At 36.8% G+C, this 16297-nt stretch carries 10 protein-coding genes and 1 pseudogene; 7 read left to right on the top strand and 4 right to left on the bottom strand.

Annotated features, from left to right (window positions below):
• Positions 1-431 precede the first annotated feature (431 nt).
• From FD723_RS37750 to FD723_RS37730, 6 genes and pseudogenes are all read left to right on the top strand, one after another.
• Positions 432-1406, top strand: coding sequence for a glycosyltransferase family 2 protein (locus tag FD723_RS37750; protein ID WP_179070294.1), 975 nt, complete (start codon positions 432-434; stop codon positions 1404-1406).
• A gap of 67 nt (positions 1407-1473) precedes the next feature.
• Positions 1474-1635, top strand: a pseudogene (locus FD723_RS37745) (clan AA aspartic protease); the annotation flags it as partial.
• 74 nt (positions 1636-1709) lie between these two features.
• Complete coding sequence (locus tag FD723_RS44030) at positions 1710-1868, top strand: hypothetical protein (RefSeq protein ID WP_306297054.1); 159 nt, start codon at positions 1710-1712, stop codon at positions 1866-1868.
• 11 nt (positions 1869-1879) lie between these two features.
• Positions 1880-2188: an AMP-binding protein gene (locus FD723_RS44025; protein ID WP_306297053.1), complete on the top strand. Its 309-nt coding sequence runs from the start codon at positions 1880-1882 to the stop codon at positions 2186-2188.
• Positions 2155-5811: a tetratricopeptide repeat protein gene (locus tag FD723_RS37735; RefSeq protein WP_179070293.1), complete on the top strand. Its 3657-nt coding sequence runs from the start codon at positions 2155-2157 to the stop codon at positions 5809-5811. The genes FD723_RS44025 and FD723_RS37735 overlap by 34 nt, the downstream gene beginning before the upstream one ends.
• Positions 5812-6028: 217 nt before the next feature.
• Complete coding sequence (locus FD723_RS37730) at positions 6029-6211, top strand: hypothetical protein (protein WP_179070259.1); 183 nt, start codon at positions 6029-6031, stop codon at positions 6209-6211.
• Here FD723_RS37730 and FD723_RS37725 read toward each other — a convergent pair.
• The 4 genes from FD723_RS37725 to FD723_RS37710 form a co-directional block, all read right to left on the bottom strand.
• Entirely contained in the window at positions 6200-9436 is a 3237-nt protein-coding gene (locus tag FD723_RS37725; protein WP_179070292.1) for a glycosyltransferase, read from the bottom strand. The two genes, FD723_RS37730 and FD723_RS37725, sit on opposite strands and share 12 nt — an antisense overlap.
• 545 nt (positions 9437-9981) lie before the next feature.
• Positions 9982-11418: a sulfotransferase gene (locus FD723_RS37720; protein ID WP_179070291.1), complete on the bottom strand. Its 1437-nt coding sequence runs from the start codon at positions 11416-11418 to the stop codon at positions 9982-9984.
• 29 nt (positions 11419-11447) lie between these two features.
• On the bottom strand, positions 11448-12806 hold the full coding sequence (locus tag FD723_RS37715) for an ABC transporter ATP-binding protein (protein WP_179070290.1): 1359 nt from the start codon (positions 12804-12806) through the stop codon (positions 11448-11450).
• Positions 12803-13591, bottom strand: coding sequence for an ABC transporter permease (locus tag FD723_RS37710; protein ID WP_179070289.1), 789 nt, complete (start codon positions 13589-13591; stop codon positions 12803-12805). The genes FD723_RS37715 and FD723_RS37710 overlap by 4 nt, the downstream gene beginning before the upstream one ends.
• A 114-nt stretch (positions 13592-13705) precedes the next feature.
• Between FD723_RS37710 and FD723_RS37705 the strand changes: the two genes are divergently transcribed.
• Entirely contained in the window at positions 13706-15994 is a 2289-nt protein-coding gene (locus FD723_RS37705; protein WP_179070288.1) for a glycosyltransferase, read from the top strand.
• The last annotated feature ends 303 nt before the right edge of the window (positions 15995-16297 follow it).

Genomic DNA, 16297 nt, shown 5'->3' with positions numbered 1-16297 from the left:
ACCTTTAAGCACTTATAATATTGAATTGAGTTAAAAAATGTAAAATTCTTAAGTATAATTAAGTTTTTAATTAGCACAGTATATATTTACTAAATTATACATTTTTACTCTCTACTATCTTCCTTTTAAGTGTATTTTTTACATTTGTTAATTTTTTACAAGCGTAGTAAAAAAGACATAATTTCTTAGAAAAAGTAATTGTCTAATTTATAAGAAAAGTAACAAAATATACAATTAATTATAAATAAACGTTAAAAAATCAACAAGTAGCTTGGAATTTGAGCATAATTCGATTGCCAATAAATTCAAGATGTTTCTCAAATTTGTAAAAACATAAAAATTGAGATCCGGACATCACTTGATGTCTGGCGACAAGCCACTACGTATCTACGCACCTTATTTTCAACTAAATTATCACTAAATTATTTGTAATGCTATCTCCTTCTGCAACTGTGATTATCTGTACTGTAGACAGGTGTAACTTTCTCTCAAAAGTGATGAAGGCCGTTTCTCTTTGGCGATGTTCTTTTCAAGAGCTAATTTTAGTAGTTGGCCCAGCACAAGATAATACAGAATTAGTTTTATTAGAATACAAAGATATCATTAATCAGATTCTTCTTACTGAAGAACGGAATGTGAGTGTGGCTAGAAACTTAGGTTTGAAAGCAGCATCAGGAGATATTATTTTTTATCTTGATGACGATGTTATTCCTCCACACAATTGGATAGATTTACATTTACAAATTTACCGAGAACAAGGAGCGATTTGTGGTTGTGTGGGTGGAGCAGTTATAGATAAAACTCAACCAAATTTTTCTTTACAGTTTTCTAGAGGTGTCAATAGCCGTTTGAGCGAATCTCAACCAATTCTTTCCGCGACAGAGACAGCTAAATATACCTCCAGCCATGAATGGTTTTGCGGCGTAATGGGAGCTAATGCTTCATATCAACGAGAAGCTTTAGTCAGAATTGGCTATTTTGATGAGTTTTTTGAATATTTTTTAGAAGAAACCGATATCTGTTTGCGTTTGCTGGAAGCTGGCTATAGGGTTAATCATATAGATGCGGTTGTAGAACACTATGTGCAACCCAGTCATAATCGCCGCGATCACCGGCATCTCACCTGTTGGTATTCCCTCGCTAAAAATACTACCTACTTTGCTTTCAAACACGGTTATCAAAAACTACCTTTACCAATGTTTTTAATCCGTCTCAGTTCACTTCTGATCTACCGATGTTTGTTAAGAATTTTACGCCTTAAATTGACTCATAATTTGCCTTTTTATTTGTTGTTTAAATACATTCAAGAGTCGATTATAGGTGTTCGTTGCGGTTGGGAGGCAGGAATTAAATTGCATAATCCTCAAAACTGGAAAAATGAGAAAATCAGAGTAGAATTAGGATAATGCTGTGGGAGTATCCAATTTTGGAAGAAACACCGGGCGATTGGAAATCGCGGCTATACAAACAAAACCCGCAAGATTAGCCGATGGTAGCGAAGCTTTATTATCTATACATTTAACAACAATTGTTTGGGACAATATAGAAAAAGTACTCCCTATTTTAGCTTCTGGTTATAAACCTTTACTTGGAACTGCTTTGATGCGAGGATATCATCTAGAGATAGATTTTTAAGACAATGGTTTGGTTTTGTTAGAAAAAATCCCCCTCTGAATTTCATAGATTCTTAACTATAAACTTCATCCATCTTGAAATCTGCTGTAAATAAACCTATGAGCGATCGCCTAGCGTCTCGGAACAACAATCGAATTCTTGTCAATTTGCATAATCGCGCCTCTCTACACCCAGACAAAATAGCCTACACTTTTTTAGAAAATGGGCAGAAACCGAGTGCCAGTTTAGTTTAACTTATCAACAGTTGGACGAGAAAGCCAGGGCGATCGCCGCTTACTTACAATCTCGACTCTGCGTCGGCGAAAGAGTCTTGCTGGTTTATCCCCAAGGATTAGAAGCGATCGCCGCCTTTTTTGGTTGCCTTTACGCTGGAGTGGTTGCCATTCCCGCACCCGCACCGGAAGCGGCACGGATGAAACACATTTTACTGAGATTGGAAGCGATCGCATCTGATGCTCGATTGCTTTCTCAATCACTATCTGATGCGAGCAACAAGAGAAAATTTATCCCAAGTGTATCATGTATCAAGAACTTGAAGAAAAAGGATATGTAGTTGTTGATTTTCTCAGTGAAGAGAGAGTGCAAAACCTTTTAAATATTTATAAAAAATCTCCTCTTCCTCAAGATTCAATCACTGATGCCCCGTATTTGTATCGCAGTGAAATTAGCTCAGATATACTATACCGTCAGCTAGTTAATCAGGAAATCAAAAAAACCTTTATTTCTCAAATAGAAACTTTATTTACAGACTACAAAATTGTTTACTGCAACTTCATTAGTAAAACGCTAAATTCTCCATCTTTATCGATACATCAAGACCCATCAATAGTAGATGAAACCTCACATAAATCTTTTATTATTTGGTGTCCCCTCATTGATGTAGACGAACAAACTGGTTGTCTTCAAGTTGTTAGCAAAAGCCATCTAATCACTTCAAACCCAAGACCTCGTTTTGTTTATGCAGCCTCGTCTTGCAGTCAAGATATTTTGTCTCTGATGCAACAAGACTATCTTACCAATGTCCCCATGCAAGCAGGCAAAGCACTTATATTTGATGGACGGCTTTTTCATGGCTCTTCTCCTAACTTATTTACTAATAAAAGAGTAGTAGCGACTTGTCATATAGCTCCTAAAAACAGTTCTATTAATTTTTGTTATCGAGAGTCACAGACTTCTGATAAACTAGAAATTTTTGAAGTGGATGAAAAATTTTATGAGCAATACATAAGAGGTCAAAAACTAGAAGGCTGTAGAAGTTTGGGAGTCTTTGATTATAAAAATAATCCACTAACACCAGAACAATTTGTGGAGTTTATGAATGCTCCAGAACCAAAAGCAAATCAAGACCCTGGAATCAGAGAAAGGTTTTTATCACTTTTCAACTTACTTCGGGGTAACGATTGGTGGTTCTACAAAATCCCCCCATTACTCGCTATTGCCTACGCTGAAATCCTCATCCAAGATACACCACCTCAACAATCTATCATTACACTACTGGCTCTTTTAGTTTCAATGTTTTTCGTTGCAGCTTACGGTCATGTTGTCAATGACATCTTTGATATTGAGGTAGATTTTCAAGCTGGCAAGCAGAACAGAATGGCTCATCTTTCGAGAGGGCAACGTATTTTATTAAGTGTCAGTTTAGCCATTGCAGGTGCAGTCCCGTGGTTGTTTATTGGCTTTAACTCAACTTCAGCCATTTTGCTTGGTTCTATCTATACATTGCTAACCATTTATCCTGCTCCGCCCCTCCGCCTGAAAGAACGATATATCTTGGGTGCAGTTGCCGACGCTGCTACCGTACACGCAATTCCCACATTGCTAGTCGCTACGGTATTTTCTCGCTTAACGGCAACTCCTCAATCGGCAAACTATTCTCTAGCGATCGTTGCTACAGCTTGGGCATTTGGGGTTGGAATTAGAGGTATTCTATTGCATCAAATTTGGGATCGAGAAAATGATTTGCAATCGGGTATAAAGACATTGGCTACAAAGTTTGGTGTGCAATCACTCCGAACTTGGATTAATTACATTGTGTTTCCACTCGAAGCTATTTTTTCCTGTGGACTCGTTCTCTTAATTTCCCAATCTACGCCTTTGCTTCTTGTCCCTTTCACTGTTTATTTTCTGCTACTATTTTTCAGTATCAAATATGATGAATTTGATCCTTCTCCATCTCAAAAATCCTACGTTTTGTTGCACGATTTCTATGAAATCTGGTTGCCTCTAAGCTTATTAACATTGCTATCTTTCCGACAACCTGTGTTTTTGATTCTACTCACTCTACACATAATTTTATTTTACTCCGCTATTAAGCAACGACTGCTTGTATTAGCTCATTCACTAATTTTTAGACTGAAACAAATTATCGAACTGAATCCTTCTAGGCAAGAAAATCTGGGAATAAAAGGCAATGCTAATAAAGAGTCAAAAATACAATACAATAATCCTAGCAAAATATTTTCAGAATATCCGCTTAGTAAGTTAGATGTCAGCATAGTAAAAGCTATTAACTTTCTCGAAGAGGAGCAATTATTTGATGGAGAATTTCCAACTTATTATATGGGTCGTCTCGCCAAAGAAAATCTAGAACTCAGCGATATTTCCACTTATTCTGATAGCTCTATTTTTGTTACTTCTCTAATTCTGTACTCTTTAAGCTTTCTCATGGATAGCGAGAACTGGAAGGGCAAAGTGAAGAGAATCACAGAGAAAGGATTAAAATTTTTGTCAAAGGAAATGCAGCCAGGAGGGGTATGGAAATACTGGTCTTCAAAAAACGAAAAATATAAGATGATTCCCCCTGACCTAGACGATACTTGCTGTGCATCTCACATACTGAAGAAGAATAATATATCAATACCTAAAAATCAAGGTATTATTTTTGAAAATAGAAACAAGCAAGGGCTTTTTTATACTTGGATGCTGCCTCGCTCGATTAGGAGCATTGTATTAAATTCAATCACCTTTGGAAAAGGTTTATCATTTTCGAGAGAATTCTGGAATTTAACTAATAGAAATGATATTTGCTGTGTTGTGAATGCAAATGTTATCCTATACTTAGGAGAGATTAAACAAACCAAAAAAACTATTGAACATCTAATTGATCTTGTTCGCCAAAATGGAGAAGAAAATTATCCTTCATTCTACAAGAACAAGCTATGCTTTTACTATATGATTTCTAGAGCATACTTTAATAGTGTTTTATCTTTAGGTGAAGTAAAAGAATTAGTTATTGATAAGGTCTTAAACCTGCAAAGTTCTGATGGTTCTTTTGGCGATGAGTTATCGACTGCGTTAGCAATATCTACCCTGCTTAACTTTAGCGCACCAACTTCTAGTTTAGGTAAGGGGATTGAATCTTTACTCAAAAGTCAGCAACAAAATGGCTCATGGCAAAGAATTGCCATGTACGGTGGTCAACTCGATAGAGAGTCATTCGGTTCAGCTGCGTTGACTACAGGTTTTTGTGTAGAAGCGTTAGCTCGTTATCGTTTGCTGGATATTCCTGGATATCGTCAACAAGAAGAAGTGAAAATACAAGAAGTACAATCACAATTAACAGCAGATTTAGAGCTTCAACTGCAACAGACTAAACAAGAATTGACACAATTCCAATCTCAACTATACGCTACACAAACTCAACTATCACAATCCCAATCTGAACTACAAACTTTACAAGCTGAATTAACCCAATCCCAATCTGAACTACAAACCTCACAAGCCGAATTAACCCAACTTAAATCTTATCTCCAACAAACTCAGGGAGTGGAGGGAGTAATGAGCTATTATCGGTCTCGCATCGCATCCAACCCCGACGATATCCAACTTTACCATCAGGCATTGACAATTAAGCCCGATGATGAGCAAATCATTTTGCAGCTAGGTAATGCTTTAGTTAGACAAAACCGCTTTGCTGATGCACAAGCCACTTACCAAACTGCACTCCAATTTCACCCAGACAACTTTGAAATACACTTGGAGTTAGCCAAGGCTTTAGAGAAAGACAAGAAATGGGATGAGGCGATCGCTTCTTGCCAACGTGCGATCGAACTGAATCCAGATTATTCTTGGTCGCATAAACACTTAGGCGATATCTTAGCAGAACGAGGTCAGTTTGACGAAGCAAGTCTGTCTTATCGTCGCGCATTACAACTTCAACCGAGAATTTTTTAATTTTATCTACTGTCACGAACTTACCACGGGGCGATGGTACTTGAGAAAAACTTGGTGATTGAAGTAAGTCGGCACAATAAAACCAAATTATGTAAACAAAAATAAACTAGCCTAAAACTCTGTTGCCTCTTGCCTCTTAATTTATTCCACGTAAAGTGATTAGGATTGAGGGTGAATAGAATATCAAGTTAAATTTTACACTGATAAATATAAACCTATGCCATACAGCAAATTCACTCTCAGCAAAGCTGTAGAAGATTTCCATCTCACAATTGTTGAAGGAGATCGCTTCCTACCAGACATTCCCTCAGTCACTCCTACTGCTTTGCTTCAAGAGCATTGCAGATCCATTCAGGTGGGCGGGTTCCCCCTTGTAGCAAGTGGTGTTTTAACTCAGTAGGTCAATTGAATGATACATCTTAGCTATTTTCTGAACATCAGCCAACTCTAACCATTCACAAGAATCAAGTTTTGCTGTTAATGCTTGAAATTCCAACTTAGCTTTTTCAAAATCCCTGATATGAATAAAGTACATCACTTTAGCTGCCAGAATATTTGGCTGCATTTTCTTTGGTGTAATCTCTAATGAATAATCAAAAGCTGCGGCAACTTCAGTTTCAGAAAAACTATCAAATGAATATGAATTTTGTAACACCTCATTAGGAATCACCTTGACATAGCGAAAAGCTCTAGAGGAATAAATGAAGGGATGCTCAATCGGCACTAGATATTCTCGTAAATGATACATCATTAGATGAATCCAAGAGGTATAGTAATGAGCAAAATCTTGCTGGATTACTAAAGATACTTCTGGAATCAGATAGGGAAAGAAGTTTTTTACAATACTATTTGTTAATTCCCAGGATTTCATAGCATCAATAAAAAGACATTCGATTTCACCCTGTTGCCAGCCAATTTCTGCAAGATCCCCAGGATGGACGTGAATAAGATGACTCCAAGGATTAATTCGCTCCAGGTATTCGTCTAGAAAACTATCTCCATCTTTGTATTTACCTTCTAAGGAAGTACCAATGACATTTTGCTGCATTCCAGCTTGTGAATGCCAAATAAAAATATCATAAACATGAATGCGCTGGCTTTTGTTCGTTACATAGGAATTAGCCTCAAGCCCCATTGCAAAGGAAATAGTTGAGGAGCCAAACCAGCAACCAAGTTCTACAATCTCTCCTCTAGCTGAATACTCATTTTGGGCATAGTTCTCTAAAAAGAGTTGCTCCTCCATTGAAGTCATACCCAGTATCGATTTTCTGGGTTCACTTTTATCTAGATGACTTGCGGATGATATAACAGCTTGAGAAAAAGCTCCATCCATATATTCAAATCTTTGATTCAGCAAGCGTTGATTCACAAAATAGAGAAATTCTCTCATCGGTACACCGACTTTCTCTGGGTAAGCCCAGATAGATTGAATCATAGCTTGTTCAAGCGATCGCACTTCTTCCGGTATAAACCAGCGCACACCACTGGTACGTCCAATTAAATTGAGAGTTTCTCGAAATCCACCTGTATCGGAAACGATTAAACTGACGGGTAACTGTCCCATTTCTAATGCTGTATGGGGAAAGTTCTCTTGACTACTGGTGAGACAAACGATCGCACAACGCCACAAACTCACCAACTGAATCGCTTCTTGACTGAACAAATCAGTCACAATGGTGTAGCAATAGTTAGAGCCTAACTTTTGTTTAATATATTGCTGGCTATCTAACCCTTGCAAACCCTCTGCTTGCAGTTCAACGTTCTTCCCCAGAAAGATAATATGAATTTTTTCAATTAAATTACTTTCTAGTAGTTTGACTGCTTCTAGGAAGGTAAAAAGCCCTTTTCTCTCCTCCAATCGTCCAAAAAATACCAGCGGAATTTTATCTTCATCAACTAGCCGTTGCAAATCATTTCTGAGCCTCATTGTTTTCGACGGTTGTTCAATTACTGAAAAACAATAAGGTAAATGCTTTGCATGAGATGTTTTCCAACCGTACTTTTCCACTTTCTCTTTGAGAAAATGTGACAGAAAGAAGGCTAAATCTGCCTGCTCAAAGGAATATTGCTCATAATGGCTCGTTTGCCAAAACCAGCGAGGATGAGAATGTGTGTACCTTGCATGAGCTTCTTGCAGCCACTCCTGCCCACTATGCAAAGTCACAGCCACCACACAATTTTCTCCTAAAACACGCGATCGCTTGGCTTGAACTGTGCGGTATCCCAATCCCAGCATTTCAGGGAATTCAATGTAAATATAGGCGTTAGGAAATGTAGCGGCGATCGCAGTCACAAAAAATAGCGCACAGTAGTTCTCGTAATCTACCCATTCCCCATCCTGCAACTGAGACAAAATTGCCAAGTGAGTCGGCTGTAATTCCAGTACATCAATACATTCACTGGTTGAAAAGATATGTTTCACGGCGGGAATAGTTGACTCTCCACCAAACTTCTTTTGACTTTGGCAAAGCAGTACCACAACATAAAAGCCTTCTGCTGCTAATTTCTCACTGAGAGTGCGGTAATAAGTGCCAATTCCACCGTTCCGAAAAATACCTTCGTATTCGGTTGTGACAAGTAATGCTATTCGTGCAACTGCAACTGTTGAGGGAAATTTATCTTTTATCGTCTGTTTGAAGCTGACTTCAAAACTGTTAGCATGATTATTTTCAAGGCTTTCTTTTTGAAAAATTAGATTTAATATTTTATTAGTGAATGCTAAAGGTTGGTTCACATTGGCTTCGCTAAAGTACTGCTGTAAAAGCTTCTCTTCATTTGAGACTGGATACAAGCTTCTCATTTCTTCCGCATCTCCATCTGCAATTAATAAATCTTTTAAGTTAGAACCTAGTACTATCTCAAATTCATGATAGCTGACAGCATTACCCCAACGAACTAAAGTATTTTTTGCTTCTTCTATATTTCCAATATCGATATATTTTTTGACTGCTAATTTAAACTGAGTTCTAGGAGATGTATTATAGTATTCTACAGCCAAGTCCAATGGTAAAAGATGAAAAAAAGACAACCAAGAAGTGTGATAATCGTAATATTTTAAACGATTTGGGGTTTCTGCTACTATTAAAATACCATTAGGTAAAAGCATATTCCAACAAGTTTTCAAGGTATTTAACCGCTCTTGAATAGTCGTATGTTCTAGAACGGCAAATAATAAGATAACTGATACTCCAGAGCTATGATTACATTTAAGTACTTCTAGTAAGTTATCCGGGTCAGACTGGATGATAGAAACATTATTTATCCCCATCACTTGCATTCTTTTCTTGGCTATTGAAACCGATAAAGTTTCAACTTCGTAGGCATAGATATGTTTAGAAAAGTGGGAAAAGGCAGCAGTGCTAGAACCCGTTCCACAGCCAATCTCGATCACCTCTTTATCATTTAAATCACATACATTCATAACCCAAGGTATGTAATGAGTTAATGTTCTTTCATAGCGTCGATAAACATGGTCTTTAATGTCATTTTCGAGTTCTTCAGTTGGCAAAGGATGTTTATCTATACTGCTAAAGTAAGTGTCGTAAGCTTGGCGAAATACTGCTTCAAGTTCAGACTTCCAATTGATTTGTTCGGAAAGGAACTTTTCTATGTCTACTGGCTTCATTTAACTTCCCATTTGATTCAGAATCAAGTCGTTTTAAGAGGATGTTTTAAAAGTATTTTGCTGTGATTTGAGGCACTTATTGATCCCCCCTAACCCAATACGGTTCAGTTAAGGCTAAAACTCTTTATCAAAGTCAAATTTTTTAACGAACCGCAGAGGCACAGAGGGAACAGAGAGAAGAAAAAAATGCTTAACTGAACCGTATTGCCCTCTAACCCCCCTTTTCAAGGGGGGTTAGGGAATCAAAGTCCCCCAATTTATCGGGGTATTTAGGGGGATCTAGAACGTTTTAATACCTACAATAGGACTTTTCAAACATCCTCTAAGCTTGAATTTATCCATTTTTTGGCACCGCTCAAGCTGACGCTGAAAGCTTTGTAGGACGCTAGTTTTACTTTTTCGTTTTCACGAAGAATCAGTGATATAGAAAAAGTTTTTGCCAAAAATCTAGGGTTTTGCTTTATCAAGAGAACTAAGTTCTTAATTTTGGATAAAGTCGAGCTAAGAAGTCGGGGATCTTAGCTTTGCAGGGTATTGTAACATAATTATTCCCAATCAAATTTCATACCTAAATAATCTTCCAGCTTCTGATTGTGCGGTTGAAAAAAATCAGATAACTTTTGGTGTAATTCGTTGCTAGTTTTTGAATAAGAACCAGAATTAACCTTGGAGTATTCTAAGAGGGAGTAATCAGCTATTTCTAAAAAATCATAAACCTGTTTCATAGTTTTCTCGGTTTGACTAGAAAGGTCTTCACTTCGCAAAATCAGAAACTGTTCTCTTGGAAAAAGAGTCATCCATTTTTCTAAAAAATAGAAGTAGAAACCAAGCCAGAGATATCCTTTTTCTGTTTGCCAGTATTTATCACTGACTTTGGTAGGGTCTCCTACACCTTTCAGGATTTCCAGTTCAGATGTCATTGCTACTTCTAAAGAACGATGTTCTTTCATCATTTTAAGGCTCATATAGTATTGAGAAATTGCTCTTTTAACAGGGTTACGTAGTATAGCAATTAGCTTAATTTTGGGAAATAGCTGAAATACTTTTTTTTCAACTTCATAGCTACCGAGATACCAAGGAGTTGCTTCTCCGGTTAAAAAGCCTCCTTCTACAGGAAGGGGAGGAAAATGGGCTAGATACCAATCAAGTCCGAGGTCAAAATTTTTATTAAAAAAATGTAATTCTTTGTCGGTAGCTGGGAGAATTTGAGGATGTTGGCACAGATAATGATAAAGCGAAGAAGTGCCAGCTTTACCCATACCAATAATTAAGAAGCTTACATTGTAAATTTTAGGACAATCTATATACTTGTTCGTATATTTTTTATTGGGATAAATTGTTTTATCAATACCAGTTTTATAGGCAGTAATAGCTTCTGTTATTTTACCTTGCTTAGTTAGCATATCTCCTAACGCCACATCAGCATAGGGTGGAGTTAAACGTCCTTGAATGATTTGATGATATGAAGCAATGATTCTCGATAATTCATTTTGCTCAAGTGAGGTACAGTAGGAAATTATAGAATTTAATTCATAATAAGATAAAGATAAGGATGGTTCAATTTCAATTGCTTTCATATAAGCAGTAATAGCTTCATTCCATTGATTTTTTTTTTGGGAATCATATCCCAATACAATAGCATCCTTCCATGTCTTAACATCAGCAGCAATTTTTACTTCTTCGGAACATGACAGCAGCAGATGAAAGCTTTCATAAACCAATTTACTTTGGAGAAGATTTTGAAAGGCAGTAATTTCTTCTCCTTCAAAACCTAGAGTTTGTAGTATCTTGTTTAAAACTTTAGGTGCTGATGCTAAATCAGCTTGAATTTGCAAAGATTCTTGGCAAACTTCGAGGGTTTTATCTAATTCTCCTTGTTCATAATAAAGTTCAGCTATTTTTTCATAAACAGCTAGGCTGTCAGGCTTTATCTGTAGAGCTTTTCGATAATGAGTTACTAATTTTTTGAGATGATATTCCATAATTCCTGCTTGGGCTTTTAGCTTTATTACTAGTTTGAGCCTTTAATAACTTGAATTTGTTCATCCCCAGGCAAATTACACAATCCAAAATGAGAGTGATGATTGAAGGTGTAATGGGGTGAAACATAAAAAACACCTACCTTTTCATAAACATCACAAATCTGAATACGCCTGTTAAATTCCGCTTGGGGAAGTTCATCAATGCAAGCATAATCATCAGCCTGCATTGTTACCAAAGCAAAACCGAGAACGTATTCACCTGGAGCAATACTAAGGTTAATACTACGACAAAAACGCACGCGATCGCCTTGACTAACTTGCTTAGGAACACTCAGCTTTTGTAGACAGGAAGACTTACTATGAATAAGCACATTAAACTTATTAGTAATCATTACATTAGCAATTGGTACATCAATACTTTCCTTAATTTGAAACTCGCAACAAAAATAAGCTTGTTCGCCTTGCAAAAAATTGGCAGTAGCTTCGCCCTTAGCATTACAAATACCATAACGGGTTATTTGTGCATAGTTCGTTTTCGGAAAAGAAATAGGAATCAAAACTTCATCAGCAGGCCAAAAAAAATCATCTGGTGTCTCTAGAAGCGGTGCAGATATCTTTTCTTGATTAACAGGTTGAGGAACATTATTTAAAAATCCTCTTTTAAGTTGATAAAATTTAATTATCCCTTCTCTGGCTTCACCTTGATAAATTTTCTCACCTTGATGCAGCAAAATCACCTCTTTACAATACTGCTGTACCGTAGCTAATTGATGAGTCACTAAAATAATCGTAATTTGTTTGGCTATAAGTTCCTCAAGACGGGCATAGCATTTCTGTTGAAAGAAAATATCACCAACTGCTAAAACTTCATCTAAAATTAGGACATCACATTCCAAAAAAATAAATAGAGAAAAAGCTAACCGCGCCTTCATTCCAGATGAATACAACTTCATCGGACGGTCAAAAAATTCTCCCAGTTCGGAAAATTCCGCAATCTCTTCTAGGCGTTTTTGTACGTATCCTTCGGGAAAACCTAACAACTCAGCACTATAAATTGCATTTCCTCGCCCACTGAGTTCAAAATTAAAATCAGTTCCCAATTCTAGGAGTGAGAGAAGTTTCCCGTTTAATTGATAACTTCCTGATGTGGGTTTCAATACCCCAGCAATAATCTTTAATAAGGTACTTTTACCTGCTCCATTTTCCCCAATAATTCCCAAGAATTCGCCTTTTCGCACTTGAAAAGACACATCTTTCAGAGACCAAAAAGACTGATGGTAAGTTTCTTTTTTCCGACTTAACCATTCTTGAGCACGATGCCAAGGATTAGAATAAATTTTAAAACATTTACTGAGATTGCTGACTTGCAATATAATCTCATCAGTCATATCACATCTCTAATTTCATCTTGGAGTTTTTGATTGACAACATTACTTAACCAAATAAATAACCCAGCCCACGATAGCATAATCAGCCAAACATGAATTTCTGGCATTTTGTTTTCTAAAATGATATTGCGAACTGACTTAATAAAGGCATAAGGCGGATTGAGATAAAGCCAAGGTAAAAGATTTTTGGGAATAATAGTTTCTGGATAAAAAATAGGCATCATCCAACTCCACAAGGGAATTAGAAACTGTAAAATCTGCTTGACATCAGGAAAGAGAATTTGCAAATTAGCCAAAATTAACCCCATCCCAAAACCTAACCCTTGTAAAAGTAATCCTAATATCGGTAACAAGACGATTCCTAAACCTAAATGCCCGCCTAATAAAACACCAATGGGGAGAATTAATGCTAAGTAAATTAAGAGCAAAAACAAAGAAATTAAACTGGCTTTTGCGACAAAAACCTCAGATGGAATTGTTAAACGCCTCAGATAAATAGAATTTTGCATAAAAGCATTGCTACCTTGAAAAATTGTTTCTGTAAATGTCCGCCAAGGTAAAAGTCCAGTCATGAGATATAAAGCATAGGAACTACCCCGTACACCGTGAGAAATCAATAAAGAAAATACCACTGTGTAAATGAGAATTTCACACAGGGGATGAATAATATTCCACAAAATACCTATACCAGTACCAGCATATCGGTAACGCAATTCGTACCAAGCGTTATAAAAGATATAGCGGCGATACTGATATAGATTTTTGAATAGCCAGTGCTTTATCATACATCATGATTTGTATAGAAATTTTAAAATTACTGGCGATCGCAGTAGTAGTATAGTATCAAATATCAAGCAGAAATCATTAATTAAGCTAGATCCTATCAGTTTGTATATTTTATGTCTACAGTTACACCTTTCTCTAGTGTCAGCGAATTTATTAATTTGCTGGAAACGAGAAAACAAAAATTTTCTGCTTCAGTAGTTTATCAAGCGCCAGTTGTCTCAATTATTTCTTCATTTTTTAATGCCCATAAGTATTTTGCCGCTACTTATGAATCTGTAATTAATCAAACTTGGCAAAATTTTGAGTGGATAATTGTTGACGACTGCTCAACATCCCCAGAGGCGATCGCTCTATTTGATTCTTTACCAGCTAAGTCTACAAAAATCAAAACGTTTTACCATCAAATCAACAGGGGATTAGCAGCTGGGAGAAATACTGCGATCGCTTACGCCACAGGCAAATACCTCTTCTTCATGGATTTAGACGATTTGCTAGATCCCACTTGTATTGAAAAATACGTTCTCTTTCTAGAAACTCATCCAGAATTCTCTTTCGTCAACTCTTATTCTGTTGGCTTTCAAGCTGAAGAATATTGGTGGACTCATGGTTTTAATAAACCATCACAATTCATTCACCAAAATTGGGTTACAGGTAGATTACTTTATCGAAAGTCAGACTTTGATTGTCTAGGAGGATTTGATGAAAACCTCAGATTTTACGAAGATTGGGAAAGGTGGCTCAAAGCCATAGTTAACAAGCAAAAAGGTTGGACAATACCTGAATACTTAGATTGTTACCGTCGCCTTGATTCTGGTTTGTTAACAACTTCTAGAGCCAAGATTACAGAAGAAAAACAAGTCGCTGGGTTAATTCACTCTCGCTATGAATATTTTTTTAATAAAAATTATTTTCCTGATATTACTATCCAACAAAGTGACTTTCCTGCTCATTTATCTGTCAGTAACATAGATGTTGTTAATCTTCTGGAACGTGATTATTCCACCAAACACATACTTTGTTTTTTTCCTCACTTAGAAGTTGGCGGTGCTGACAAATTTAATATAGATTTAGTCACTCTATTAGCTGCTCGTGGTTACGAACTGAGTATTGTTACAACTTCAAAGTCAGAACATCCTTGGCATAAATATTTTTATAAGGTGACAGCAGATATATTTAATCTCTCTAATTTTTTACAAGACAATGATTGGTTGAGTTTTACCAAATATATTATTAAATCACGTCAAATTAATATCGTTTTTATCTCAAATTCTTATATTGCCTACTACTTTTTACCCTTGCTGCGTAGCGAATTCCCTGATGTTGCTTTCGTTGACTATACTCATACTTTAGATCCTGGTTGGCGTGGCTGTGGATATCCGCGTCTTTCTTGCCAATTCAGCCAATTTTTTGACTTGCAAATAGTATCGTGTCGTCACCTTGCTGAATATTATCGATGTCTGAATCCGCAAACTACTGAAAAATTGCAAGTTAGTTATACTAACGTTGATACTAGTAAATGGGTGCAGGATAAAAAGAAGCGTCAGGAAGTGCGATCGCACCTGCAAATTCCTGATGATTCAGTTGTCATCTTATTTCCAGCCCGTTTAGTCGAACAAAAACGTCCTCTACTGTTAATTAGCATTGTTCAAGAATTAGTCAATCACCCTCTCAATATCTCGACAATTATTGTGGGTAATGGTCATTTATTACCCGAAATACAAGCAAAAATTAGTCACTTTGGTTTAGATTCACATTTTCATATATTGCCTGCTATTAACCCTGAAGAAATGCTTGACATCTATTCTACTGCTGACATTTTGTTACTACCATCAGCTTATGAAGGGATTTCTCTGGTGATTTATGAAGCAATGTCAATGCAATTGCCAGTGGTTGCTTCAGATGTTGGCGGACAAGCAGAATTAGTTATCCCTGGAACTGGTTTTTTAGTTCCTAAAACAGAAGAGGAAAAAAGCGAAGTCAAGGAATATTTGAAAGTATTAATTCCTTTAATTCAAGATAGCGAACTACGCTGTAAAATCGGCTACCATGCACGGCAACGAGTCGTTGAAATGTTTTCCTTAGATAAGATGCTTGAACGCATGGATACCTTATTTACAGAAGCGATCGCCTCATACCAAACCAAACCCAAACCAGTCATCAATCTGGCTTTAGCTGAAGAAATGCTCCTTGTTGCCCTAGAATACCTGCGCCAAGAGCAAGCTTTAAGCCATCTCTGGCAAGAAAAGTGTCATTTAGAGAGACAAACACATCAACTTGAACAAGAAAGACACGAATTAACTTGGAAAAAACGAGCTATGGAATCATCCAAGTTCTGGAAGTTACGGAAACAGTGGTTTAAGTTTAAGCGATCACTGCATTTGACTCCAGATGAGGAAATATAAGTAGCTTATACCAATTCTCTATGAAGATGCACATCACAAGACCCCCCTGTAGTCACCTCAATACAAGCTACGGTGTACACACAAATCGAATTACCCCCTTAATCCCCCCTTACAAAGGTGGAAAACAGAAAATCCGGTTCCCTCCACAATATATCGGGGAGGGTTAGGGTGGGGTAAAACCCATGTTATTCAGCTATTTTCAGACTTGTGTGTATGCTGTAGCTTGTATTGGGGTAAATATATACAGCTTTACTAATAAACGGTATTTTCCTTCAAAATCATTTTTAAATAAAAATCGAGTCA

Origin of the sequence: Nostoc sp. C052 (genome assembly GCF_013393905.1) — a bacterium.
GTDB lineage: Bacteria > Cyanobacteriota > Cyanobacteriia > Cyanobacteriales > Nostocaceae > Nostoc.
This window is presented reverse-complemented; position numbering and strand designations above follow the sequence as displayed.

Excerpts from the sequence above, each read along its gene's own strand:
- FD723_RS37750 (WP_179070294.1), top strand. The coding sequence starts at position 432 with ATGCTATCTCCTTCTGCAACTGTGATTATCTGTACTGTAGACAGGTGT.
- FD723_RS37735 (WP_179070293.1), top strand. The coding sequence starts at position 2,155 with ATGTATCAAGAACTTGAAGAAAAAGGATATGTAGTTGTTGATTTTCTC.
- FD723_RS37730 (WP_179070259.1), top strand. The coding sequence starts at position 6,029 with ATGCCATACAGCAAATTCACTCTCAGCAAAGCTGTAGAAGATTTCCAT.
- FD723_RS37725 (WP_179070292.1), bottom strand. The coding sequence starts at position 9,436 with ATGAAGCCAGTAGACATAGAAAAGTTCCTTTCCGAACAAATCAATTGG.
- FD723_RS37720 (WP_179070291.1), bottom strand. The coding sequence starts at position 11,418 with ATGGAATATCATCTCAAAAAATTAGTAACTCATTATCGAAAAGCTCTA.
- FD723_RS37715 (WP_179070290.1), bottom strand. The coding sequence starts at position 12,806 with ATGACTGATGAGATTATATTGCAAGTCAGCAATCTCAGTAAATGTTTT.
- FD723_RS37710 (WP_179070289.1), bottom strand. The coding sequence starts at position 13,591 with ATGATAAAGCACTGGCTATTCAAAAATCTATATCAGTATCGCCGCTAT.
- FD723_RS37705 (WP_179070288.1), top strand. The coding sequence starts at position 13,706 with ATGTCTACAGTTACACCTTTCTCTAGTGTCAGCGAATTTATTAATTTG.